The following is a 24046-nucleotide window of genomic DNA, read 5'->3' on the forward strand; positions in this document are numbered from 1 at the left end:
GTATTGTCATGCTGTACTGGTTGACCGCTCTGTCGGACGGAGGGGATTTCTGGAACCTCTTCCGGTATATCACCTTCCGCGCAGGCGGTGCCTTCATGACCGCGCTGATCTTTGGGTTCATCTTCGGAAAACCCCTGATCAACGTGCTGCGCAAGAAACAGGGCAAAGGCCAGCCGATCCGTGACGACGGCCCCGAAGGGCATTTTTCCAAGGCAGGCACGCCGACGATGGGTGGATTGCTGATTGTCGGAGCTCTGGTCACGTCAACCCTTGTCTGGGCGCGGTTGGACAACCCTTATGTCTGGATGGTTCTTTTTGTGACCTTGTCTTATGCGGCCATCGGATTCGCGGATGACTACGCGAAGGTCTCAAAACAGAATACGCAGGGGGTTTCAGGCAGGATGCGCCTGGCTTTGGGCGTGATTATCGCCGTGCTGGCTTCGCTTTGGGCGACATTGCACCATCCCGAAGCGTTGCAGAACCAGCTGGCTGTACCCGTCTTCAAGGACACGCTGGTCAATCTGGGCATCTTCTATATTCCGTTCTCGATTGTCGTGATCGTCGGGGCCGCCAATGCGGTGAACCTGACCGACGGTCTGGACGGGCTGGCCATCATGCCAGCGATGATCGCAGCCTCGACCCTGGGCGTGATCGCCTATGCGGTGGGTCGGGTCGACTTTACCGAATATCTCGATGTGCATTACGTGCCAGGCACCGGTGAGATCTTCATATTCACCTCCGCATTGTTCGGGGCCGGCCTCGGGTTTCTCTGGTACAACGCCCCTCCGGCGGCAGTGTTCATGGGTGACACCGGATCGCTGGCCCTGGGCGGCGCGCTGGGTGCCATCGCCGTGGCCACCAAGCACGAGCTGGTTCTGGCCGTGGTCGGCGGCCTGTTCGTGGTCGAGGCGCTGAGCGTGATCATTCAGGTCCTCTACTTCAAGCGCACGGGCAAGAGGGTCTTCCTGATGGCCCCGATCCATCACCACTATGAGAAAAAAGGCTGGGCCGAGCCGACCATCGTGATCCGCTTCTGGATCATCTCGCTGATCCTGGCGATGATCGGTCTGGCGACATTGAAGGTGCGGTAAGTGTCTAAGTTTCTTGAAGGACTAAGGCCACATTTAGAGTGGGTTTCCAGTGCATTCCAAGCATTGGTCAGCGCCCTAGCGCTAGCATGGGGGCTTTGGTTTTCAGCCAGTGTTTTTACAGATGCTAACAACCCCCGATGGTGGATAGCCTATTTTATTGCTCTGCTTTTTTTGGCGGTAATACTCTACTGCCTGTTGACCCATGCCGTTCTGGTTTCACTTCGTGGCTTACAGCAGATAAAAGAAGATGAAGGTTACGAAAAGGTTGAGGAATTAGGCTGGAAGGCTCAAGTGCGGATATTGGCTTTTTTTGTCGGATTTTCACTGGTTGTGTTACCCATCGTCCTTTCACAATTGTTCAACGCAAAAGAGGCGGCTTTCTTGATTGCCTGGGGAAGTTTGTTCCTGTTCCCATTGATGATTTGGTTGATGGTGACAGGGTGTTTGGCAAAAAAGGACCGAAGTGAATGATCCCGGTCAAAGGCTTTGCAGGACAGAAAGTGGCCGTTCTGGGGCTGGGCCGGTCCGGTCTGGCCACAGCCCGCGCCTTGCACGCAGGAGGGGCGGAACCGGTGTGCTGGGACGACAACCCGGCCGCTCGTGATACCGCCGAAGGCGAGGGCTTCTCCTGCGCCGACCTGCGCAAGCACGGGGCGTTTGACGACATCGCATCGCTGATCGTCTCACCGGGCATTCCGCATCTCTATCCTGAACCGAACCCCGTGGTTGCGGCAGCTCTGGATGCAGGCGTGCCGGTGGACAATGACATCGGCCTGTTCTTCCGCTCCTTCGCGGGGGCGGAATGGAACGGTTACGACACGCCGCCGCGCGTGATCGCGGTGACGGGATCGAACGGGAAATCGACGACCGCCGCTCTGATCCACCACGTTCTGACCGAGGCCGGGCGCGAGGCGCAGTTGGCGGGCAATATCGGGCGCGGTGTTCTGGATATCGATCCGGGCGGTGATGGTTCGGTCGTGGTGCTGGAGCTTTCCAGCTATCAGACCGAGCTGGCCCGCGCTCTGACCCCCGATGTGGCGGTGTTCACCAATCTGTCGCCCGATCATCTGGACCGCCACGGCGGCATGGGCGGATATTTCGCGGCCAAGCGGCGCCTCTTTTCCGAAGGCGGCCCGGATCGCGCGATCATTGGCGTCGACGAAACCGAAGGTGCGTTTTTGGCAGGGCAACTGGCTGAAGGACCATCGGATGACCGGGTGATCCGTATCTCGGTGGCGCGGAAGCTGACTGGGCCGGGCTGGCAGGTCTTTGCGCGCAAAGGGTTCCTGTCGGAATACCGCAAGGGGCGGCAGGCGGGGTCTATCGACCTGCGCGCCATCAAGGGCCTGCCCGGTGCACATAACCACCAGAATGCCTGCGCGGCCTACGCCGCCTGCCGGTCGCTGGGCCTTGCCCCGCGCGTGATCGAGGATGCGCTGCATTCCTATCCGGGTCTGCCGCATCGCAGCCAGATCATCGCCGAGGCCGATGGGGTTACCTACGTCAACGACTCCAAGGCGACCAATGTCGACAGCGCCCTGAAAGCGCTTATGGCATTCAAAAAGATCCGATGGATTTGCGGCGGTCTTGAGAAAGAGGGTGGCATATCAGCCCTGAACATGGCGGCGGGCGAAGTCATCAAGGCCTATGTGATCGGTCGCGAAGCGGCCGGTTTTGCGATGCAGCTCGAGGCTGATGCGCAGGTCTGTACGACGATGTCAGAGGCCGTGGCGCAGGCCATGGCGGATGCCCGACCCGGCGAGACGGTCCTACTGGCGCCCGCGGCGGCAAGTTTCGACCAATATGACAACTTTGAACAGCGCGGCGAGGATTTTGCAACGCAGGTCAAGCGCCGGCTGACAGAATAGCCATTTGCAATAGACCGCCGGCTGGGCCAAACTTGGATGCTATCAGCTTGACGCGGCACCATTATTGGTTTTGCCTGCCAGCAGATTCAACACGAGGTTATGACTATGCCATTTCGTAGACTTTCTCTGATCCTGCCTGCCATTCTTGTTGCGGGGGCCTGTACGAACACGGGTGCCAACTATCAGCCCATCGTCGATGGTCCGGTCGGCCCGAATTACAACGTGGACCTGCAGCAATGCCAACAACTGGCGGCATCGCAGAGCAGCGTTGATGGCTCTACCGCGGGGAATGCAGCAATTGGCGCAGCGGGTGCTGCGGCCGTTACCGGGATCGTTCAGGACAGCAGCGACAATCTTGGTCGCGCGGCTGTGGCAGGTGCCCTGGTAGGCGCTGGCGCAGACGTCATCAATAAAAACCAGAACAAGGAAGTGATCGTGCGCAACTGCATGCGCGGGCGTGGCTACAACGTAGTAGGCTAGCGTCCGGCGGCAATTGCAACACCTGCAGCATGGCCTGACGACCATGCCCACTGGAAGTTGTAGCCGCCCAACCAACCGGTGACATCAACTGCTTCGCCAATTGCATAGAGGCCGGGGACATCCCTGGCCTCCATCGTTTTCGAAGACAAGTCATCCGTGTTGATCCCGCCCAAGGTGACTTCGGCGGTGCGATACCCCTCGGTCCCCGACGGCACCAGTTGCCACGCAGACAAGGCCGAGGTCAGTTCGGCCAGTTTCGCGTCCGACTGATCCGCCAGCTTCCCGGACATCGGAATGATCCGACACAGGTAATCGACCAGCCGGGCCGGCAGATGCCGCGCCAGTTCAGTGGTCAGCGCCTTGCGGCCAGCGCTTTGCCGCTGTGCGCGCAACAGATCCAACAGGGGCAGGTCGGGGATCAGGTTCACCTGGATTGCCTCACCTTCGCGCCAGTATGACGACAGTTGCAACACCGACGGCCCGCTGAGACCGCGATGGGTGAACAGCAGCGCTTCGTCGAAGCTGGCGCGATCATTCGACAGTCGCACGGGAAGTGAAACGCCGGACAGGTCCTTGAACCGCCCGTCCGAGAAGGTGAAAGGCACCAGCGCCGCCCGAGTCTCGGTCATCCGCAACCCGAACTGGCGCGCGATGTCATAGGCCAGCCCGGTAGCGCCCATCTTGGGAATCGATTTCCCGCCCGTCGCCAGCACCAGATTGGCGCAGGTCAGGTGCTGCCGTTGCCCGTCACGCTCCACCTCCAGTGCAAAGCCGCCTTCGGTCTTGCGCAGATCGCGCAGCAAGGTTTGAACCCACAGCTCTGCTCCTGCACCGCTCATTTCATCCAGCAACATCCGGATGATCTGTTTCGAAGAGCCATCGCAGAACAACTGGCCCAAGGTTTTCTCATGCCAGGCGATGTTGTGACGCTCGACCAGATCGATGAAATCCCATTGCGTGTACCGTGAAAGGGCGGATTTGCAGAAATGCGGGTTTCGCGACAGGAAGTTGCCCGGCCCGGCATACATGTTGGTGAAATTGCAGCGCCCCCCGCCCGAGATGCGGATTTTCTCGCCGGGTGCCTTGGCATGGTCAATCACCAGCACGCGCCCACCGCAATGGGCCGCACACATCATGCCGGCAGCCCCGGCCCCAAGGATGATCGTGTCGTAGGTCATGCGCGGGGGATGGCGTGGATTAAACAAGATGGCAAGAGCCCATGCCGAAGTCGCGCGGCGCGCGCTCGCCGCGTTCTCGCAAATTCGAAGTCGGCTGACAGGGCGATTGCCAGAGTTCCAGCGCACTGACATGCTGCGGCCATACCGCAAAGAGGTTTTGACAAGACAAACTGGCAAAAGGAACTCTGAATGCAATTCCCCGAATTTATTTCGTCATTTCCAAAACTGGATGTGCCTTTTCCTGAAGACGTGGTGCAGACGGCCGTCATTCGATCAGATGCAGGGCTGGTCGCTTTCTTCACTTTTCTTAAGGACATGGAGCTTCCCCTGCATTCGCATGGTGCCCAATGGGGGACGGTGGTTGAGGGTGAAATTGAACTCACGATCGGTGGCAAGACCCGCATCTACGGCCCCGGCGACAGCTACTCGATCCCAAGCGGAGTCGCGCACGGAGGGACCATCAAGGCGGGGTCTCGCGTCATTGACGTGTTTGAGGAACCCGACCGATATCCGATCAAGGAATAATGCATAGCAACCCGCCTTGTGGATCAACGCGCGCGGCTCCGCTAAGCGGCGTGTCCAAAGCTGCAATAACCACGGGCCGCCACGTGCTGCCGGGGGTGCTTTGGGCTTGGAAGGTCGATTTATGCCTTGTGGCTTCATCCTACTAGCCCAAACACAAAAATCCCTGTAGAGTCTCAATCAGACCCCGAAAACGGGGCGTTGACGAGGCAGAGAGTGGCGGTATCTCATGACTGAGATGGTGTATGGCGCGGTCCAGGACCAGCGCGGAGAACCGATTCTACCGAAATGGTGGCGCACAATCGATCGCTGGACGATGTCCTGCGTTCTGATCCTGTTTGCCATCGGTCTGTTGCTGGGGCTGGCGTCTTCGCCACCGCTGGCCGGGCGAAACGGGTTCGATCCGTTCCATTATGTCGAACGTCAGGCCATCTTCGGCGGATTGGCGCTGATTGCGATGCTTCTGACCTCGATGATGTCGCCGACGCTGGTGCGTCGTTTGGCGGTGCTGGGTTTCCTGGGGGCCTTCGTGGCACTGGTTTTCCTGCCCGTGTTCGGGACCGACTTTGGCAAGGGCGCGGTGCGCTGGTATTCGCTGGGGTTCGCCTCGCTTCAGCCGTCCGAGTTTCTGAAGCCCGGCTTCATCGTCGTTGCTGCATGGCTGCTGGCTGCCTCACAAGAGATCAACGGCCCGCCGGGGCGGATCTGGTCGTTTGCCCTGTGCATGGCGATTGTCGGTATGCTGGTGATGCAACCTGATTTCGGTCAGGCCTGCCTGATCCTGTTCGGCTGGGGGGTGATGTATTTTGTCGCCGGGGCGCCGATGCTGCTGCTGGTTGGAATGGCCGGGTTTGTTGTTCTGGGCGGTATGTTCGCCTATTCCAATTCTGAACATTTTGCCCGCCGTATCGATGGCTTTCTGAATCAAGAGGTCGATCCGACCACCCAGTTAGGCTATGCCACCAACGCCATCCGCGAAGGGGGGCTGTTCGGTGTCGGCGTGGGTGAGGGGCAGGTCAAGTGGTCGCTGCCGGACGCGCATACCGATTTCATCATCGCGGTCGCGGCCGAGGAATACGGCCTGATCCTGGTGCTGATCATCATCGCGCTTTATTCGTTGGTCGTGGTACGTTCGTTGCTGCGCCTGATGCGGGAACGCGACATGTTCATCCGCCTGGCGGGCACCGGTCTGGCATGCATGTTCGGCGTGCAGGCGATGATCAACATGGGTGTTGCGGTACGTCTGCTGCCCGCGAAGGGAATGACGCTGCCTTTTGTCAGCTATGGCGGCTCATCCCTGATTGCAGGCGGTATTGCGGTCGGAATGCTGCTGGCCTTCACCCGAACCCGCCCACAGGGCGAGCTTGGCGAAATTCTGCGCGGACGAGGATAATGGGGAACCCTTACCTGTTGATTGCGGCTGGCGGGACCGGGGGGCACATGTTCCCGGCTCAGGCGCTGGCCGAGGCGATGCTGAACAAGGGCTGGCGCGTGCGCCTGTCCACCGACCCGCGCGGCGCCCGCTATACCGGTGGTTTCCCGCACTCGACCGAGATCGTCGAGGCATCATCGGCCACTTTCGCGCGTGGCGGTCTGGCGGCCAAGGCCATGGCCGGCCCCAAGATCGCCGGTGGCGTGGCTGGCATGGTGTTCCAGATGGTGCGGGACAAGCCCGACGTCGTTGTGGGTTTCGGCGGGTATCCCTCGATCCCGGCGCTGAGCGCTGCGACCATGCTCAAAATCCCCCGCATGATCCACGAACAGAACGGGGTGCTGGGGCGTGTGAACCATTTGTTCGCCACCCGTGTCGCGCAGGTGGCCTGTGGTGTGTGGCCCACGGACCTGCCCGAGGGCGCGCATGGCATCCACACCGGAAACCCGGTCCGGTCCGCCGTTCTGGACCGCGCCGCGGCCGGTTACATTCCGCCCGGTGATTATCCGATGTCGGTCCTTGTCATGGGCGGTTCGCAAGGCGCACGCATCCTAAGCGATGTGGTGCCTGGTGCCATCGCCGCACTGCCCGAAGAAATCCGCACTCACATCCGCGTGGCGCATCAGGCCCGGGACGAAGATGGCGAGCGCGTCACAGCCTTCTACAACGAACACGGCATCCGCGCCGACGTGCAGCCCTTCTTTGATGATGTCCCCCGTCGCATGTCGGATGCCCAACTGGTAATCTCGCGGTCTGGCGCGTCCAGCGTTGCCGATATCTCGGTCATCGGGCGCCCGTCGATCCTGATCCCCTTTGCCGCCGCCGCCGGAGATCACCAGACAGCCAACGCACGGGGCTTGGTGCAGGCGGGCGGGGCCATCATGATCCCGGAAAAGGCTCTTGACGTTCCTGCGCTGACACAGCAAATCACCACGGTTCTCACGAACCCCGAAGCCGCACAGAAAATGGCCCATGCCGCCTTGTCCGTCGGGGCACCTGACGCCACCGAGCGTCTGACAGCCCTTGTTGAACAATTGGCGCAGAAGGAGACCACATGAACCCAGCAACCAAACTGCCGCAGGACGTAGGGCCGATTCACTTTGTGGGGATCGGCGGGATCGGAATGTCGGGTATCGCCGAGGTGCTGCTCAATCTGGGGTACCGGGTTCAGGGCTCGGACCTGAAGGCATCGAAGATCACCGACCGGCTGGCAAGTCTGGGGGCCGAGATCTTTGTCGGTCAGCGCGCGGAAAACCTTGAAAACGCGGCCGTTGTGGTGGTCTCGACCGCGATCAAACCGGGCAACCCCGAGCTTGACGGCGCCCGTGCCCGCGGCCTTCCGGTGGTGCGCCGGGCTGACATGCTGGCCGAACTGATGCGGCTGAAATCCAACATCGCCATCGCCGGGACTCACGGCAAGACCACCACGACCACGATGATGGCCGAACTGATGGTGGCAGGGGATTTTGACCCGACCGTGATCAATGGCGGCATCATCCATGCCTACGGCTCGAACGCCCGGATGGGACAGGGCGAATGGATGGTGGTCGAAGCGGACGAGAGCGACGGCTCGTTCAACCGCCTGCCCGCGACCATCGCCATCGTCACCAATATCGACCCCGAGCATATGGAGCATTGGGGCGATTTCGACAAACTGCGCGCGGGTTTCCATGAATTCGTATCGAATATCCCCTTTTACGGGCTGGCTGTGTGTTGCACCGACCATGCCGAGGTGCAGGCGCTTGTCGGCCGCATCACCGACCGCCGCGTGCGCACCTATGGCTTCAACGCGCAGTCCGATGTGCGGGCCGAGAACCTGACCTACAAGGGCGGCGTCGCGCATTTCGACATTCACCTGCAATACGAAGACAAGGTGATCGAAGGCTGCACTCTGCCGATGCCCGGCGACCACAACGTTTCCAACGCTTTGTCTGCCGTGGCTGTTGCCCGCCATCTGGGCATGAAAGCCTCGGAAATTCGCGAGGCACTGGCCAATTTCGGCGGCGTCAATCGCCGCTTTACCAAGGTCGGAGAGGTCGACGGTGTCACCATCATCGACGACTATGGCCACCACCCCGTTGAAATCACCGCAGTCCTGAAGGCCGCGCGACAGGCGACCGAAGGCCGCGTAATCGCCGTGCACCAGCCGCACCGTTATTCGCGCCTGTCCAATCTGTTCGATGATTTCTGCACCTGCTTCAATGACGCCGATGTCGTGGCTATCGCCGATATCTTCGCGGCTGGTGAAGACCCGATCGAAGGCGCATCGCGCGACGATCTGGTGCAGGGTCTGATCCGTCACGGCCACCGCCACGCCCGCGCGCTGTTTGACGAAAACGATCTTGAGCGGCTTGTGCGCGAGCAGGCCCGCCCGGGCGATATCGTCGTCTGCCTCGGGGCCGGTACGATCAGCGCCTGGGCCAATGGTCTGCCTGAGAGATTGCAACGAAAACAAGCTGTTTGACTTCTCTTCTGTTTGGTGCACAACCTGAAGGTGTAGCAAATGCCCGCAGCCGCCGCATGTCCTCGGAGGGGACAGATGGACTATTCGATGATCATTGCCGCCCTTTGGGTGATCTGCGCCACGATCGTGGCGTTCTTGCCGATGCGAATGCAGTTTCCGCCGGGCGTGACCCTGCTGATCTGCGCTCCGGTACTGATCGTCTGGCTGGGTTATGATCACGGTTGGTTCTGGTCGGTTTTCGCCTTCGGCGGATTCGTTTCGATGTTCCGCAACCCCATCCGGTATTACTGGCGAAAATGGGTGCGCGGGGAGGTCATGGAATGAACTGGTCCATCGCCCTTGCCGGTCTGTGGGGCGTTTCCGCGAATCTGCTGGCAATGATCCCGAGCAAAGACAACCACTGGACACGCGCCTATATCCTGATCGCCGTGGGCATTCCGATTCTGGGGTATGTCACCTATCAGAACGGCCCGTGGATCGGCTTGCTGGTGCTGGCCATGGGTATGTCCGTGCTGCGCTGGCCCGTGATTTATCTGACCCGTTGGACAAAGATGAAAATGCAGGGCATGAAGGCGGCTGACGAATAACCGGCCAGTTTCAGGAGGTCCGCCATGGCGTCCGTCGCCACATTTGCCTATCTGCCAATTCTTTCTTTCCTGCTAGGTGCCGCCGCCGGTTTTACGGCGGGCCGTTGGCTGGGCCTGCGCGGCTTGTTGTGGCTGATCGGTCTGGCCTCGGCCGTCGGGCTGGCGTTGATCGTGGTACTGGCCGGTATTGGCACCGGCGAAGAGGAACAGGCGTTCGGCCCGCTGGTCTGGCTGACCGCTGGCGTTCTTCCCTTTCTGTTCGCCGCGATCATGGGCGGTGTGGGCGGACGTAGCCTGGCGGTGCGTGCAGACGCATGACAACGTTTCCCGTTCCGAAAGGTCGCCTGTCTCGGGCGCGGCCTCTCTCTGAGCTCACATGGCTTCGCGTCGGCGGCCCGGCCGATTACCTGTTCCAGCCTGCCGATACCGAAGACCTGCAAGCCTTCCTGCGGGAACTGCCCGCACAAACCCCGATCTTTCCGATGGGTGTCGGTTCGAACCTGATCGTTCGGGATGGGGGGCTGCGGGCCGTGGTGATCCGGCTGGGGCGCGGGTTCAACGCGATCTCGGTTGACGGCAACACGGTTACGGCAGGGGCTGCGGCGCTGGACGCGCATGTTGCGCGAAAGGCGGCGGATGCCGGTGTTGACCTGACCTTTCTGCGCACCATTCCGGGCTCGATCGGCGGCGCGGTGCGGATGAACGCGGGCTGTTACGGCAGCTACACGGCGGATGTTCTGCGCAAGGCCACGATTGTCACCCGGCAAGGCGAACTTGTGGACCTGACGCCCGAAGACTTGAACTTTCGCTATCGCCAGACGGACCTGCCGGAAGGCGCCGTGCTGATTTCGGCTGTGTTCGAGGGCCCTTCAGGCAGTCCCCAAGAACTCCATGCCCGTATGGAGGCACAGTTGAAAAAACGCGACGAAACCCAGCCCACCAAAGATCGCAGCGCCGGTTCGACCTTCCGTAACCCGGCGGGGTTTTCTTCGACCGGGCAGGCGGATGACGTGCATGATTTCAAGGCGTGGAAGGTGATCGACGACGCCGGAATGCGCGGCGCGACGCTTGGCGGTGCGCAGATGAGCCCGAAGCACTCGAATTTCCTGATCAATACCGGCGCGGCCACCGCTGCAGACCTCGAAGGTCTTGGCGAAGAGGTGCGAAAAAAGGTTTACGAAACAAGCGGCATCACGCTAGAGTGGGAAATCATGCGGGTCGGTGATCCGCTGACAGAATAAAGCCCCGACCGTCAGACCATAACAGGCAAATTCAGGCGACGGATCAAAGGCATAAACGCAGTACGGACCACCACATAAGGTCCGGGGACATTGAGGCGCACATTGGGTATGTCGAGCAGGACAAACCCCAAAGTGGCGGTATTGATGGGTGGACCCTCGGCGGAACGCGAGGTGTCTCTCAGCTCTGGGCGCGAATGCGCGGCCGCCCTTGTGGGAGAAGGCTTTGAAGTGGTCGAACTGGACGCGGGTCCCGACCTCTGCGCGCGCCTTGTGGACATCAAACCGGATGTGGTTTTCAACGCCCTGCACGGCCGCTGGGGCGAAGATGGGTGTGTGCAGGGCCTGCTGGAATGGATGCGTATCCCTTACACCCATTCCGGTGTGCTGGCCTCGGCGCTGGCAATGGACAAGCAGCGCAGCAAAGAGATTTACCAGACCGAAGGGCTGCCCGTCGTACCGAGCGTGATCGTGCCCAAGGTCGAGGTGGTCGAAGCTCACGTGATGGAGCCACCCTATGTGGCCAAGCCAAACAACGAAGGCTCCAGCGTCGGGATTTACATCGTCCATGAAAACGCCAACGGCCCGCCGCAGCTGTCCGAAGACATGCCCGATCAGATCATGGTCGAGAAATATGTTGCGGGGCGTGAACTGACCGTAACGGTGATGGGCGACCGCGCCCTGACCGTGACCGAGATCATGACCGATGGTGGTTGGTATGATTACGATGCCAAGTACAAACCGGGCGGATCATGGCATGTTCTGCCTGCCGATGTGCCACCGGACATCTTTGACCGTTGCATGGATTACGCCGTGCGTGCGCATGTTGCCTTGGGATGCAGGGGCGTCAGCCGCACCGATTTTCGCTGGGATGACAGCAAGGGTGCCGATGGGTTGTTCCTGCTGGAAACCAATACCCAGCCCGGCATGACGCCAACCTCTCTGGTCCCGGAACAGGCCGCTCATCTTGGAATGACATTCGGACAGCTCTGCGCCTGGATGGTGGAGGACGCCTCATGCGACCGCTGATCGCCAGTCGTTCATTAGAAATCCACCGCAGCAAACCACTTGCGGGGCCGGATGCCGATTTCGCCTCGGCCGACACGGACTCGCACGAGGCCGAACCGCTTTTGCGCCTACGCGGTGCGCGTGTGTTTTCCCGCTCTGCGAGGCGCAGTGACCCTGCGCCGTCTCGTCTCAGCTATCGGCTGCAACGTTGGATGCTGACGCCGGGCATTCGCCTTGGTGTCAAGGTCGGCCTGCCGATCTGCGCCATCGCTGCCGCGGTTGGCATCTTCTTTGCCTCGCAGGACCGTCGCGACGCACTTGCCGCTTATATCGCCGATGTGCGCACTTCGATACAGGAGCGCCCTGAATTCATGGTCAACCTGATGGCCATCGATGGGGCGGGAACCGACCTGTCCGAAGATATCCGTGAAATCGTTCCGCTGGATTTCCCGATCAGTTCCTGGGATCTGGATGTGGAACAGATCCGCGACACGATCACCGGGCTGGACCCGGTGAAATCCGCAACCGTCAGAATCCGCCCCGGAGGCATCCTGCAAGTCGATGTCGTCGAGCGTCAGCCCGTAATCGTCTGGCGAACGCGTGAGGGGCTTGAGCTGCTGGATGAGACAGGCGCGCATGTCAAGGAAGCCACCTCTCGCAAGGATCACGCCGATCTGCCGCTGATCGCAGGGATGGGCGCCGACGATCACGTCGGTGAAGCGCTGGAGCTTCTGCGGACTTCGCGCAGCCTGGGCAATCGCGTGCGCGGCTTGGTGCGCGTGGGAGAGCGGCGCTGGGATCTGGTGCTGGACCGTGGTCAGCGCATCATGCTGCCGACCGAACGCCCGGTGCGTGCGCTGGAACGCGTGCTTGCCGTGAACGAGGTACAGGACCTTCTGGAACGTGACGTGGCCGTGGTCGACATGCGCCTCGGGCAGCGTCCGACCATCCGAATGACCAAAGCCGCCAGCGAAGACTGGTGGAACACAAAAGTGACAGTGAGTAACGGGCAGTAACGACCATGATGACCGATCTTTATCAGTCCCAACGTGCCATGCGTCAGATGCGGCGGCAGGCATTGCAACGCGGTGTGATTGCGATTCTGGATGTGGGCAGTTCGAAAATCGCCTGTCTTGTGCTGCGCTTTGACGGAACCGGTCGGCTGAGCGAGGACAACACCATCGGTTCCATGGCAGGGCAGACAGGTTTTCGCGTCATCGGTGCCGCGACCACCCGGTCGCGGGGCGTGCAGTTCGGCGAAGTCACCGCCATGCAGGAAACCGAACGTGCCATCCGCACCGCGCTTCAGGCCGCACAGAAGATGGCCGACATCCGCGTCGACCATGTGATCGCCTGTTTCTCGGGCGCGAACCCGCGGTCTTACGGGCTGGATGCACAAGTCGATCTGGACGGTCAGATCGTGACCGAGGCTGAAGTAGGCCGGGTTCTGAACGCCTGCGACGTGCCGGATTATGGTGACGGGCGCGAAGTACTGCATGCTCAACCGGTGAATTTCGCGCTCGACAACCGATCGGGCCTGATCGACCCGCGCGGGCAGATGGGCCAGAGCCTTGCGGTCGACATGCATATGCTGACCGTGGATTCGTCAGCGATCCAGAACATCGTGCGCTGTATCAAGCGCTGCGATCTGGAACTGGCCGGGATTGCGAATTCGGCCTATGTCTCGGGCATCTCGGCGCTGGTCGAGGATGAGCAGGAACTGGGTGCGGCCTGTATCGACATGGGCGGCGGCACCACGAGCGTTTCGATCTTCATGAAAAAGCACATGATCTATGCCGATTGCGTGCGCATGGGCGGCGATCACGTGACTGCCGATATCTCGATGGGCTTGGGTGTACCTGCCGCCGTGGCGGAACGGATCAAGACATTCAATGGTGGCGTTCATGCCACCGGGGCCGACGACAGGGATATGATTGATATCGGTGGTGATACCGGCGATTGGGAACACGACCGCCGCACCGTCAGCCGTGCCGAGTTGATCGGCATCATGCGCCCGCGTGTCGAGGAAATTCTTGAAGAGGTCCGCGTCCGGCTGGACGCCGCCGGATTTGAACACATGCCAAGCCAGCAGATCGTGCTGACCGGCGGCGGCAGCCAGATCATGGGGCTGGACGGGCTGGCCACGCGCATCCTCGGTCAGCGCGTTCGCCTGGGCCGCCCCTTGCGCGTGCATGGCCTGCCCCAATCAGCCACCGGGCCCGGGTTCTCGTCCGCTGTCGGCCTCAGCCTGTTTGCAGCCCATCCTCAGGATGAATGGTGGGACTTTGAAATCCCGGTCGATACCTATGCCGCGCGCCCGTTCAAGCGCGCCGTGCGGTGGTTCCGTGACAACTGGTAGAGTCCTGCGCGGGTGTGCACTGGGCCCGGCGCTGCTGCCTTGCTTGGCCTCGGCCCAGACCATGATCACGCCCGAGGCGTTTCTGGACGCGGCGGTCGGCAAAACTCTGACATTCTACGAAATCCGCAGCGGTGGCCTGGTGGGAACCGAACAATTTCTGAACCGCCGCATGTCGGTCTGGCGCGAAGAGGGGCAGGGCTGTGTCTACGGGCAGATCACGACGCCAAACGGTCAGTTGTGTTTTCTGTACGACAATGACCCGGACGGCATTCCGGTCTGTTGGTGGCCGTTTTTGCATGAAGATCGTTTGATGGTGCGGCTTGCCTCATTCGTCGATGGCGAAATACAGGAAGTGCGATCCATGACGGATCGCGGCCTGGACTGTCCAAATGCACCGCTCAGCTGAAGAAACCGGTTGCAGCGTTTCGATTTATCCCGCAAGATATCCACAAGGCCCGAAAGAGGCCTCGCGGCAGGACCTGAGCAGTTTTCCGCAATGTAGATGACAGTCGATCAGAGCGCGATGAACGAATGTGTTCTCGCGTTCATGCTGGTTGTCTAGTAATGGTCGCCGTTGTTTCCGCTATATCTGGCGTGACCTGCGAAATGCCGCCGGTTTCTGCCTTATTTCCTCCATATTTTGTGGGAAAACGCGATTTTTGACGTGACCTTTTGGCATCAGGCCGCTAGAATCGAACAAGGATAGGTAAGAAAAACACCGCTTTGGCGGGACATAAATACAGGCGGACAGAGCATGACATTGAATCTTTCGATGCCCGGGCACGACGAACTGAAGCCTCGGATTACAGTATTTGGCGTTGGCGGTGCAGGCGGGAACGCCGTCAATAACATGATTGAAAAACAGTTGGACGGCGTTGATTTCGTGGTCGCCAACACCGACGCACAGGCGTTGCAACAAAGCCAGTCTTCGGCGCGGGTGCAGCTGGGCGTGAAAGTCACCGAAGGTCTGGGGGCAGGGGCCCGCCCGACCGTAGGCGCGGCCGCCGCCGAGGAAAGCATCGAACAGATTGTGGACCACCTTGCCGGCGCGCATATGTGCTTCATCACCGCCGGTATGGGCGGCGGTACCGGCACGGGGGCTGCTCCGATCATTGCGCAGGCCGCCCGCGAATTGGGTGTTCTGACCGTCGGTGTCGTCACCAAGCCCTTCCAGTTCGAAGGTGCCAAGCGGATGCGCCAGGCTGAAGATGGTGTCGAGGCGCTGCAACAGGTTGTCGATACGCTGATCATCATCCCGAACCAGAACCTGTTCCGTCTGGCCAATGAAAAGACCACCTTTACCGAGGCGTTCTCGATGGCTGACGACGTTCTGTATCAGGGCGTCAAAGGCGTGACCGACCTTATGGTGCGGCCCGGCCTGATCAACCTCGACTTTGCCGACGTTCGCGCCGTAATGGACGAGATGGGCAAGGCAATGATGGGCACCGGCGAGGCAACAGGCGAAGATCGCGCCATTCAGGCGGCGGAAAAGGCCATTGCAAACCCGCTGCTGGACGAAATCAGCCTCAAGGGTGCCAAGGGCGTGCTGATCAACATCACCGGGTCGCACGACTTGACCCTGTTCGAGCTGGACGAAGCTGCCAACCGCATCCGCGAGGAAGTGGATCCCGAGGCCAATATCATCGTCGGCTCGACGCTGGATACCGCCATGGAAGGCGGAATGCGCGTGTCGGTTGTTGCGACCGGCATCGACGCCAGCGAAAAATCGACGGAAGTCCCGGTGGCACGCCGTTCGATGTCCGAACCGCTGACCCGCACGGTTTCGGCTGAAGAGCATATTCAGGAAGAAGCGCACGTAGCTGCCGACACAGCAGAGCCTGCCCCGCAGCCGGAAGAAAACCGCGAACCTTCGCTGTTCGAAGCCGCGGAAGAGCCGGCGCAGCCACAATTCCAGCCGCGCGTCGAGCGTGACGATGACGGCTTGCCGCCACCCGCTTATCAGCCGCGTGTGGCCGAATTCGAACCGCAGCCCGAGCATGTTGAACCCGCGCCGGAGGCATTCGTGGCACCGCGCGGGCATGCTGCCGGCACCCCGTCGCCCGAAGCGTTGCAGCGTTTGCAGGCCGCTGTGCAGAAGGTTCCGTCGGCGCCACAGCGTCCGGCGGCGGCCCGTCAACCCGAAGCAGTTTCGCAGCCGGAACACGAAGAACGCTCGCGGTTTGGCTTCAATCGCCTGATCGACCGGATGACCGGGCACGCCTCTGACACACCGGCTCAACCGCCGCGTCAGCAGCCCGTTTTGCGACAGTCCGAGGCAACCGCGCCGCTTCAGGAAGAGGCCGATCCGGATCAGGACCGTATCGAAATTCCGGCCTTCCTGCGCCGTCAAGCCAACTGATCGCGGTAACAAAATCCACTCAAAGGGCTGCCATTTGGCGGCCCTTAATTGTTTATTAATAGTCACTTGCAACTATGTGAGCAGGGTTTTGCCGATCTGTTACATACATGTTTCAATCGGTTGCAAAGAGTGAGTTGAGCCTTGACGCGGGCTTCCTTAACTCAGTGTCCAACACGGCCCAAGCAGGCTGGACACTACTCACCGAGGCCTATTTTGCAACATACGCTCAAATCTCCGGTCACGTTTACAGGCGTCGGGCTGCACAGCGGCAAGCCGGCGACCATGGTCCTGAAACCGGCGGCAGCCGGTCATGGCATCTGGTTCAAGCGGACGGATATTCAACTGGGCGACGCGATGATCCCGGCGATCTACTATGCGGTTGAACGGACCCCGCTTTGCACGCGTCTGGTGAATGATGCTGGCGTTTCGGTTTCCACCGTCGAACATATCATGGCTGCATTGGCCGGGTGTGGCGTGCATAACGCGCTTGTCGAGATCGACGGTCCCGAAGTTCCGATCATGGACGGCTCCTCGATTGATTTCGTGCGTGGCATCATGGCCCGGGGTGTGCGCCGTCAGGCCAGCCCGGTATTGGCCTATGAGGTCCTGAAAACCGTCACCGCATCCCGCGAAGGCGCGAGCGCCAGTATTGCGCCCGCTGACGGGCTGATCATCGACTTCCATATCGATTTCGAAGACGGTGCCATCGGCAGCCAGAGCAAAACGCTTGATATGCGCAACGGTTCCTTCGCGCGCGAACTCAGCGATTGTCGCACGTTCTGCCGACGCACGGATGTCGAGGCGATGCGCGAAAACGGGTTGGCTTTGGGCGGCACGCTTGAAAACGCCGTGGTCGTTCAGGGCGTCGAAGTTCTGACACCGGGCGGTTTCCGCCGGGTCGACGAGGCCGTGCGCCACAAAATGCTGGATGCTCTGGGTGATCTCTATCTGGCTGGTGGGCCGATTTTGGGTCACTTCACCGGAAACAAGTCGGGTCATTCGCTGACCAACACATTGCTGCGCAACCTGTTCGAAACGCCGGGCGCCGTGCGTCCGGTACTGTGCACACCGGAACAGGCCGCGCGCCTGCCGGGGCAGGGGCTTGTGGTCAAGGAAATTCCCGAAGTGGCCTGATCAGATCAACTCTGACGACATTTGCGCCGGAAGTCGCATAAGGCGTTTTGCACCGGAATTTTCTGTGCTAGACCATGGCTCAAATCGGGGCAAACCCCATTAAGCAAGACGACAAGGATGGGCGGTATGGTTGGCAGCAAAGCGGCAGTCAGACTCGCGGGTGCGATTCTTCTGGCAGCAGTTTTGACGGCATGCGGCAACGCCGGCGGCCTTTTTGGTCGCAAGGGCGCGGACCGTGAACAGAATCTGGAAGGGTTCACGCCGGAACAGATCTATACCCGAGGTGAATACGAACTGTCGCAGAATCGCTCGGACGACGCGGCGTGGTATTTCTCGGAAGTCGAACGTTTGTATCCGTATTCGGACTGGGCCAAGCGCGCACTGATCATGCAGGCGTTTTCGTTCCATTCGGACCAGAATTACGAAGAAAGCCGCGCGGCGGCGCAGCGGTATATCGACTTCTATCCGACGGATGAAGATGCTGCCTATGCGCAGTATCTGCTGGCGCTCAGCTATTATGACCAGATCGACGAAGTCGGGCGTGACCAGGGCCTGACCTTCCAGGCGCTGCAATCTCTGCGGACCGTGATCGAGGTCTATCCCGACAGCGAATACGCCACATCGGCGGTACTGAAGTTCGATCTGGCCTTCGACCATCTGGCGGGCAAGGAAATGGAGATCGGGCGCTACTACCTGCGTCAGGATCACTATGTCGCGGCGATCAACCGGTTCCGAGTTGTGGTCGAAGACTTTCAGACCACATCCCACACCGCCGAAGCACTGTATCGTCTGGTCGAGGCCTATCTGTCGCTTGGCCTGCTGGACGAGGCGCAGACCGCAGGTGCCATTCTTGGCTACAACTACCAGTCCTCGGAATGGTATGACGATGCGTACAAACTGTTGACCTCTCGCGGGCTTGATCTCAAGAGCCGCGGTAACAACTGGCTCAGCACGATTTATCGTCAGACCATCAAAGGTGAATGGTTGTAATCGCGATGACCTTTGGTCCGGGACGCTGAAGACCACATGCTGCGCGCCCTTGATATCCGCGATATGCTGATCATTGACCGGCTGGAACTCAGCTTTCAGCCGGGCTTGAACGCCCTGACCGGCGAGACCGGTGCAGGCAAATCGATTCTGCTGGATTCACTTGGCTTCGTGTTAGGCTGGCGCGGGCGCGCGGAACTCGTGCGGCAGGGTGCCGCGCAGGGTGAGGTCGTCGCCGAATTCGAACTCTCTGCCGATCATCCCGCACATGCGATTCTGGCCGAAGCCGGTCTGCCGGGTGGCCAGGAACTGATCCTGCGCCGCGTCAACACGGCCGAGGGGCGCAAGACCGCCTGGGTCAATGACCGCCGCTGCTCGGGCGAAGTTCTGCGGGCGCTGTCCGAGACCTTGATTGAACTGCACGGACAGCACGATGACCGCGGTTTGCTGAACCCACGTGGTCATCGGGCGATGTTGGACGAATTCGCACAGGTCACGGAGCAGCTGTCAAACGTGCGAACCGCCTGGGCCGCGATGTCCCGAACCCGCAAGGCGCTGGCCGAGACCGAGGCCGCTCTGGCTGCGGTCCGCAGCGAGGAAGAATTCCTGCGTCACGCGGTCGCCGAGCTAGACCAGCTTGACCCGCAACCCGGTGAGGATGCCGAACTGGATGCCCGCCGCCGCATGATGCAAGGGGCCGAGCGGATTCGCGACGATGTTGCGCGTGCCTTTGCCCTGTTGGCCGGGGACGGGGCGGAAGGGGCCATGTCCGACGCCTTGCGCTGGTTGGAAGGCGTCTCGGACAACGCGGGCGGCCAGCTGGAAGAACCGATAGCAGCGCTCGGGCGCGCGATGATCGAGTTGGGCGAGGCGCAGGATGGCGTGAATGCCTGCCTTCAGGCGCTGGACTTCAACCCGGTAGAATTGGAACAGGCCGAGGAACGCCTGTTTGCCATCCGTGCGCAGGCCCGCAAACATGACGTGGCCCCGGATGATCTGGGTTCGTTTGCCGGCACTCTGCGTGACCGGTTGAACCGGTTGGAGGCAGGGGATGCCGACCTGGCAGACAGACGAGCTGCCGTAGACGCGGCGCAACAGGCCTATGACGCCGCCGCAGCCGACCTCAGCGCCGCGCGCAAGGCCGCCGCTGGGCAGCTTGACGCGGCCGTCATGGCGGAACTGGCCCCGCTCAAGATGGAACGTGCCGTGTTCCAGACCGAGATCACCCCGGTTGAACCCGGCCCCGAAGGCACCGACGCTGTGGCCTTCACCGTGGCCACCAACCCCGGTGCGCCGGCGGGGCCGCTGAACAAGATCGCCTCGGGGGGTGAGCTCAGCCGCTTTCTGCTGGCCCTCAAGGTCTGCCTGTCTGGCGACGACAGTGCCCGGACGATGATCTTTGACGAAATCGATCGCGGTGTCGGTGGGGCAACCGCCGATGCGGTCGGACGCAGGCTGGCGTCGCTCGCGCAGGGCGGGCAGGTTCTGGTTGTCACCCATTCCCCGCAAGTTGCTGCGCGGGCAGCTCATCACTGGCGGGTGCAGAAACAGGTTACCGACGGACAAACCCTGTCCACCGTCATTCCTCTGGCCGAACCGGATCGGGTGGACGAGATCGCGCGCATGGTGGCCGGCGACACCATCACCGAAGAAGCCCGCGCCGCCGCCCGGGCTCTGTTGCAGGCCTGACGCGGCGATGGCGTGAATTGGTGCTCACACTGTCGCTATCTCACTTTTATATGGGCGCTCCGTGGCTTACTAAGGGTTAAGTGATGATCCTCGAGGGCCAATGACCCAATCGACCCGCACCGTTCTGCGCAACCAGTTCAATCAGGCTGTGGCCGCGATCAAGGATGCGTGGCGGGTCATGCTGCGCCGGGGGCCAAGCCAGATCCAGTTCTGGTTCATTGCGCTGGCCATCGGGATAGGGGCGGGTTTCATGGCGCTTGGCTTCCGCAAGGCCATCAGCGCATTGCAGGCCTATCTGTACGACACCAATGATATCCTGCTGCTGCACAGCCACGCCGAGAAACTGCCATGGTTCATGGTTCTGATCATTCCCATCTTCGGTGGCCTGGTCGTCGGCATCATCCTGAACCGGTTCACCAATGACGGGCGCGTCCGGTCGGTTGCCGACGTGATCGAAGGTTCGGCCATCACCGACGGGCGGGTCGAGGTCAAGGCGGGCATCGCGTCGTTCTTCGCCTCGCTGATCACGCTCAGTTCGGGCGGGTCAACAGGCCGCGAGGGGCCGGTGGTGCATATGGCCGGAGTGATTTCCACATGGGTCAGCAACCGCATACATGCAGACGGGATCACGGGGCGTGACCTGTTGGGATGTGCCGTCGCTGCGGCCGTGTCGGCCAGCTTCAACGCCCCCATTGCGGGGGCCTTGTTCGCGCTCGAGGTCGTGCTGCGCCATTTCGCCGTTCACGCCTTTGCCCCGATCGTCATCGCCTCGGTCGCGGGAACGGTGATCAACCGGCTGGAATATGGCGACGTTACCGAGTTCACGCTGGAGACGCCGGGATCGCTGCAATTCTATGTCGAGCTTCCGGCCTTCCTGATCCTGGGCCTGATCTGCGGACTTGTCGCGCTGCTGCTGATGCGGTCGATTTTCTTTGCCGAGGATATCGGCAGCCATATCCAGAACCGCCTGTCGATTCCGGCCTGGTTGCGCCCTGCGGTGTCCGGGGCGATGCTGGGGCTGATGGCGATCTGGTTCCCGCATATCATCGGCGTGGGGTACGAGACGACAATTCGCGCCCTGACCGGTGATCTGGTGCTGACCACGGCCATCCTGTTTGCGGTGACCAAAACGGTTGCGGTGGCGATTACCATGGGTGGGCGCATGGGCGGTGGGGTATTCTCACCGTCTCTGATGGTCGGCGCATTGACCGGGCTGGCCTTCGGTCTGATCGCCACCGGGTTGTTGCCGGATGTGTCGGGCACGCATACGCTCTATGCCTTTGCCGGAATGGGCGCCGTAGCTGCGGCGGTGCTGGGCGCGCCCATCTCGACCACTTTGATCGTTTTTGAACTGACCGGCGATTGGCAGATCGGTCTTGCCGTGATGGTAAGCGTGTCCATGTCCACGGCACTGGCCTCGAGACTTGTGGACCGGTCTTTCTTCCTGACCCAGCTGGAACGGCGTGATGTCCACCTGGCCGCGGGGCCGCAGGCTTATCTGCTGGCAATGCTTCGCGCCGGTGCCGTGATGCGCCCGCTTGGGGATCCGCGGTCGATCACGAAAGAAGAGGCGCAGGGGCTGATCGACCAGGGCCTGTGCATTCAGGCCAGCGCCACGCTGGAAGCCGCCATGCCCTATTTTGATCGTGACGACATCCCCTGCATTCCGGTTGTCATTCTGGAAAACGACGGCTCTGAAACACCGGTTGGGGCGCTCTATCACGTCGATGCGCTCAAGGCATATAACAGGGCGCTTGCGGCCACGGCTGCCGAAGAGCATTCCTGAGTTTCACTCACCATACACGCTGGCTGCGTCGCCCAGATAATTGTCCCACGCAAACCAATAGGAAACATGACCGGCGACTCGTGGCAAACGCGTTCCATCCGGCCCGATCAAAGCCTCTTCCGTGACGGTCCAACCGTTCCCCGCGCTATCCTGCAACCCGCCTTGCGTCGCCCGGAACGCATGCGTTTTTCGCTCATAGGCCCGCACGCTGCGCTCTTTGGGATCGCCAATCAGAACCAGAGGTGTCCGACCGATTGCATCGTTGATCACCGGTTTGCCCTTGAACGCAACCAGAGGCCAGGCGCGGGCTGCACCAAACTGGCGCACGGCAAAGATGTAATCCTTCTGCCTAAGCCGGGACTGATCCACAACCGCCGGGAACATCAGCTCGCTCGAGGCGAAATAGTCGCGATAAACCACCCCTGATCCGTAATTGCGCCGATGCCCGGTGTTCAGCGACAGAACACGGGTTTTGGGATGCGAGGTCCTCCAGCTGTCCCATGTCGTGATCACCACAGGGCGTTGTTTCAACGTGATGCCGCTGTTCGCCAAGGGCCCCACAACAGGTTTGCCGGTATACTGGTTCCACAGCGAATGCGTCTCACGGTCAAACATCAGCTTGTTCGAGCGATAGAGGAAACCTGACGACCCGAAAATGAACGGCTTTCGCCGCCCCGCCACCTGGGTTTCAAACAGGATGCCAGACCCGCAAAGCGTGCAATAGGCCAGCGCCACGGGCACGCCACCGATCACCTCGTTGAACATCTCGTGCCAGCCCATGATCCGCAGGGGATAGGCGCGCTCATCCCCGTTGATGGCGACGCCAAACACCAGATCATCGCCCTTCAGATACCCCGCATTCGAAGCAGAGATCAGGGTGGGATCGTCCAGGGACGGAATGCCATCCTTGTACACACCGCCCCAGGCGATCTCTTCCAGGCGGATCTTCATCTTGTCGCGTTGCAGATATTCGGGCCGCAGGAACAGATCGAAATTCGGGTCGATCCCCAGAAGAACCTCGCGCTTGAACGGGATCAGCGACGGATGAGGGACAATCTGCGGGTTACGTTCCTGCCACAGCATCCAATCGAACCAGTCATTGCCATGGCGTTGCCCGGTCAGGGCCTCCATCACCTCGACAATCTCATCCCGTCGCCTGTCGGCATAACGCATCGCAGTCAGCAACCCGGCCACGACATCCGGCTGGCCGCGGTCCTTCAGATACGCCATCTGCGCCTCAAATGCGGTCCGACGCCGGCTCAGCGTGCTGCGCAACGCGTCCAGAACCGGATCCTGCTGCGCCCACAGCACACCGGGTGCCATTGCACCAGCCCCGATCATCCCAGCAAAACCGCGACGTGACATCGACATGGAAGCCTCCGGTGTTACCCCGGAGCAAGTGTGCCGCAAATGCCGTTCACGTGCATGCCACAGCTGCGTGAGGTGGGCGCGGGGGCTGGCGTTAGATCTGCTCCACCTTCACCGATTCAGCCGGGTAGAATGCCAGATGGTCCTTGATCTCGGCCACTGCCTGAATCGGATCCTCATAGCTCCAGACCGCGTTGTCGGTCACGGATGACTTGTTGACGATGGAAAAATGCGTCGCGTCGCCCTTGCCGGGGCAGTGGGTCACCTTGTCGGTCCGATCCAGAAACGCCATCGCAATATCGTTGCGCGGGAAATAGATCACAGGATCCTTGTCGCCTTCAAGCAGTTCCAGCGCGTTGTTCGTTTCGCCCAGGATCGCACCGCCCGAGCGGACAGTCCATTTGCCCGGCGCTTTCCGGATCGTGATCTCAACCATTCCTCTTCCTTCCGTCGTCGTATCAGGGCCACCCCTCTGCCTGTTTTATGTAACAGACCC

The 24046-nt window shown here is 60.9% G+C and carries 24 protein-coding genes; 21 read left to right on the top strand and 3 right to left on the bottom strand.

Features of this window, described 5'->3' with window-relative positions; all coding sequences use genetic code 11:
* The first annotated feature begins 8 nt into the window (after positions 1 to 8).
* The 4 genes from mraY to GS611_RS00920 all read left to right on the top strand — a co-directional run bounded on the left by mraY (position 9) and on the right by GS611_RS00920 (position 3439).
* Positions 9 to 1091, top strand: coding sequence for a phospho-N-acetylmuramoyl-pentapeptide-transferase (gene mraY / locus GS611_RS00905; protein WP_171630992.1), 1083 nt, complete (start codon positions 9 to 11; stop codon positions 1089 to 1091).
* Positions 1092 to 1562, top strand: a complete 471-nt coding sequence (locus tag GS611_RS00910) for a hypothetical protein (RefSeq protein WP_171205415.1) — start codon at positions 1092 to 1094, stop codon at positions 1560 to 1562.
* Positions 1559 to 2959 carry a UDP-N-acetylmuramoyl-L-alanine--D-glutamate ligase gene (gene murD / locus GS611_RS00915; RefSeq protein ID WP_171630993.1) on the top strand — a complete coding sequence of 467 codons (1401 nt, stop codon included), beginning with the start codon at positions 1559 to 1561 and terminating at the stop codon, positions 2957 to 2959. Before GS611_RS00910 ends, murD begins: the two co-directional genes overlap by 4 nt.
* A gap of 105 nt (positions 2960 to 3064) precedes the next feature.
* Positions 3065 to 3439 (top strand): glycine zipper family protein, encoded by a 375-nt coding sequence (locus tag GS611_RS00920; protein WP_245217959.1) that lies wholly within the window; start codon positions 3065 to 3067, stop codon positions 3437 to 3439.
* On the opposite strand, the gene GS611_RS00925 is transcribed toward GS611_RS00920, so the two are convergent.
* Positions 3436 to 4617, bottom strand: coding sequence for an NAD(P)/FAD-dependent oxidoreductase (locus tag GS611_RS00925; protein WP_171630994.1), 1182 nt, complete (start codon positions 4615 to 4617; stop codon positions 3436 to 3438). The genes GS611_RS00920 and GS611_RS00925 overlap by 4 nt on opposite strands.
* Before the next feature lie 189 nt (positions 4618 to 4806).
* Here GS611_RS00925 and GS611_RS00930 point away from each other — a divergent pair, with 189 nt between their 5' ends.
* The 17 genes from GS611_RS00930 (at position 4807) to GS611_RS01010 (ending at position 22182) form a co-directional block, all read left to right on the top strand.
* On the top strand, positions 4807 to 5142 hold the full coding sequence (locus tag GS611_RS00930) for a cupin domain-containing protein (RefSeq protein ID WP_171630995.1): 336 nt from the start codon (positions 4807 to 4809) through the stop codon (positions 5140 to 5142).
* Positions 5143 to 5368: 226 nt separating this feature from the next.
* Positions 5369 to 6532 (top strand): putative lipid II flippase FtsW, encoded by a 1164-nt coding sequence (gene ftsW, locus GS611_RS00935; protein ID WP_171362489.1) that lies wholly within the window; start codon positions 5369 to 5371, stop codon positions 6530 to 6532.
* The gene (locus tag GS611_RS00940; RefSeq protein ID WP_171630996.1) at positions 6532 to 7629 is read left to right on the top strand and encodes a UDP-N-acetylglucosamine--N-acetylmuramyl-(pentapeptide) pyrophosphoryl-undecaprenol N-acetylglucosamine transferase; all 1098 of its coding nucleotides are present in this window, start codon (positions 6532 to 6534) and stop codon (positions 7627 to 7629) included. Before ftsW ends, GS611_RS00940 begins: the two co-directional genes overlap by 1 nt.
* The gene (gene murC / locus GS611_RS00945; RefSeq protein ID WP_171630998.1) at positions 7626 to 9035 is read left to right on the top strand and encodes a UDP-N-acetylmuramate--L-alanine ligase; all 1410 of its coding nucleotides are present in this window, start codon (positions 7626 to 7628) and stop codon (positions 9033 to 9035) included. Before GS611_RS00940 ends, murC begins: the two co-directional genes overlap by 4 nt.
* 75 nt (positions 9036 to 9110) lie before the next feature.
* Complete coding sequence (locus tag GS611_RS00950) at positions 9111 to 9359, top strand: DUF2484 family protein (RefSeq protein ID WP_171631000.1); 249 nt, start codon at positions 9111 to 9113, stop codon at positions 9357 to 9359.
* Positions 9356 to 9622: a DUF2484 family protein gene (locus GS611_RS00955; protein WP_171114920.1), complete on the top strand. Its 267-nt coding sequence runs from the start codon at positions 9356 to 9358 to the stop codon at positions 9620 to 9622. The genes GS611_RS00950 and GS611_RS00955 overlap by 4 nt, the downstream gene beginning before the upstream one ends.
* A gap of 24 nt (positions 9623 to 9646) precedes the next feature.
* On the top strand, positions 9647 to 9940 hold the full coding sequence (locus tag GS611_RS00960) for a hypothetical protein (RefSeq protein WP_152458656.1): 294 nt from the start codon (positions 9647 to 9649) through the stop codon (positions 9938 to 9940).
* On the top strand, positions 9937 to 10863 hold the full coding sequence (murB, locus tag GS611_RS00965; protein WP_171631003.1) for a UDP-N-acetylmuramate dehydrogenase: 927 nt from the start codon (positions 9937 to 9939) through the stop codon (positions 10861 to 10863). The genes GS611_RS00960 and murB overlap by 4 nt, the downstream gene beginning before the upstream one ends.
* 102 nt (positions 10864 to 10965) lie before the next feature.
* Positions 10966 to 11889, top strand: a complete 924-nt coding sequence (locus tag GS611_RS00970; protein ID WP_171631005.1) for a D-alanine--D-alanine ligase — start codon at positions 10966 to 10968, stop codon at positions 11887 to 11889.
* Positions 11877 to 12884 carry a cell division protein FtsQ/DivIB gene (locus tag GS611_RS00975; protein WP_171631006.1) on the top strand — a complete coding sequence of 336 codons (1008 nt, stop codon included), beginning with the start codon at positions 11877 to 11879 and terminating at the stop codon, positions 12882 to 12884. Before GS611_RS00970 ends, GS611_RS00975 begins: the two co-directional genes overlap by 13 nt.
* Before the next feature lie 8 nt (positions 12885 to 12892).
* Complete coding sequence (gene ftsA / locus GS611_RS00980; RefSeq protein ID WP_170344711.1) at positions 12893 to 14227, top strand: cell division protein FtsA; 1335 nt, start codon at positions 12893 to 12895, stop codon at positions 14225 to 14227.
* A complete protein-coding gene (locus GS611_RS00985) occupies positions 14214 to 14633 on the top strand; it encodes a hypothetical protein (RefSeq protein ID WP_171631009.1) in 420 nt (139 codons plus the stop codon). The genes ftsA and GS611_RS00985 overlap by 14 nt, the downstream gene beginning before the upstream one ends.
* A gap of 348 nt (positions 14634 to 14981) precedes the next feature.
* The gene (gene ftsZ / locus GS611_RS00990; RefSeq protein WP_171631012.1) at positions 14982 to 16586 is read left to right on the top strand and encodes a cell division protein FtsZ; all 1605 of its coding nucleotides are present in this window, start codon (positions 14982 to 14984) and stop codon (positions 16584 to 16586) included.
* Positions 16587 to 16799: 213 nt separating this feature from the next.
* The gene (lpxC, locus tag GS611_RS00995; protein WP_171631015.1) at positions 16800 to 17720 is read left to right on the top strand and encodes a UDP-3-O-acyl-N-acetylglucosamine deacetylase; all 921 of its coding nucleotides are present in this window, start codon (positions 16800 to 16802) and stop codon (positions 17718 to 17720) included.
* Positions 17721 to 17846: 126 nt separating this feature from the next.
* Complete coding sequence (locus GS611_RS01000; RefSeq protein ID WP_171631018.1) at positions 17847 to 18710, top strand: outer membrane protein assembly factor BamD; 864 nt, start codon at positions 17847 to 17849, stop codon at positions 18708 to 18710.
* A 36-nt stretch (positions 18711 to 18746) separates the two neighbouring features.
* Positions 18747 to 20396, top strand: coding sequence for a DNA repair protein RecN (recN, locus tag GS611_RS01005; RefSeq protein WP_171631020.1), 1650 nt, complete (start codon positions 18747 to 18749; stop codon positions 20394 to 20396).
* Between the two features lie 100 nt (positions 20397 to 20496).
* A complete protein-coding gene (locus GS611_RS01010) occupies positions 20497 to 22182 on the top strand; it encodes a chloride channel protein (protein WP_171631023.1) in 1686 nt (561 codons plus the stop codon).
* Between the two features lie 3 nt (positions 22183 to 22185).
* Here the strand turns inward: GS611_RS01010 and GS611_RS01015 are convergent, their stop codons facing one another.
* Together GS611_RS01015 and GS611_RS01020 are read right to left on the bottom strand one after the other, a co-directional pair.
* Entirely contained in the window at positions 22186 to 23553 is a 1368-nt protein-coding gene (locus GS611_RS01015; RefSeq protein WP_171631025.1) for a DUF3179 domain-containing protein, read from the bottom strand.
* A 91-nt stretch (positions 23554 to 23644) separates the two neighbouring features.
* The gene (locus GS611_RS01020) at positions 23645 to 23986 is read right to left on the bottom strand and encodes a DUF427 domain-containing protein (protein WP_171631027.1); all 342 of its coding nucleotides are present in this window, start codon (positions 23984 to 23986) and stop codon (positions 23645 to 23647) included.
* Between the last annotated feature and the right edge of the window lie 60 nt (positions 23987 to 24046).

This window comes from Ruegeria sp. HKCCD6119 (genome assembly GCF_013110585.1).
Classification (GTDB): domain Bacteria; phylum Pseudomonadota; class Alphaproteobacteria; order Rhodobacterales; family Rhodobacteraceae; genus Ruegeria.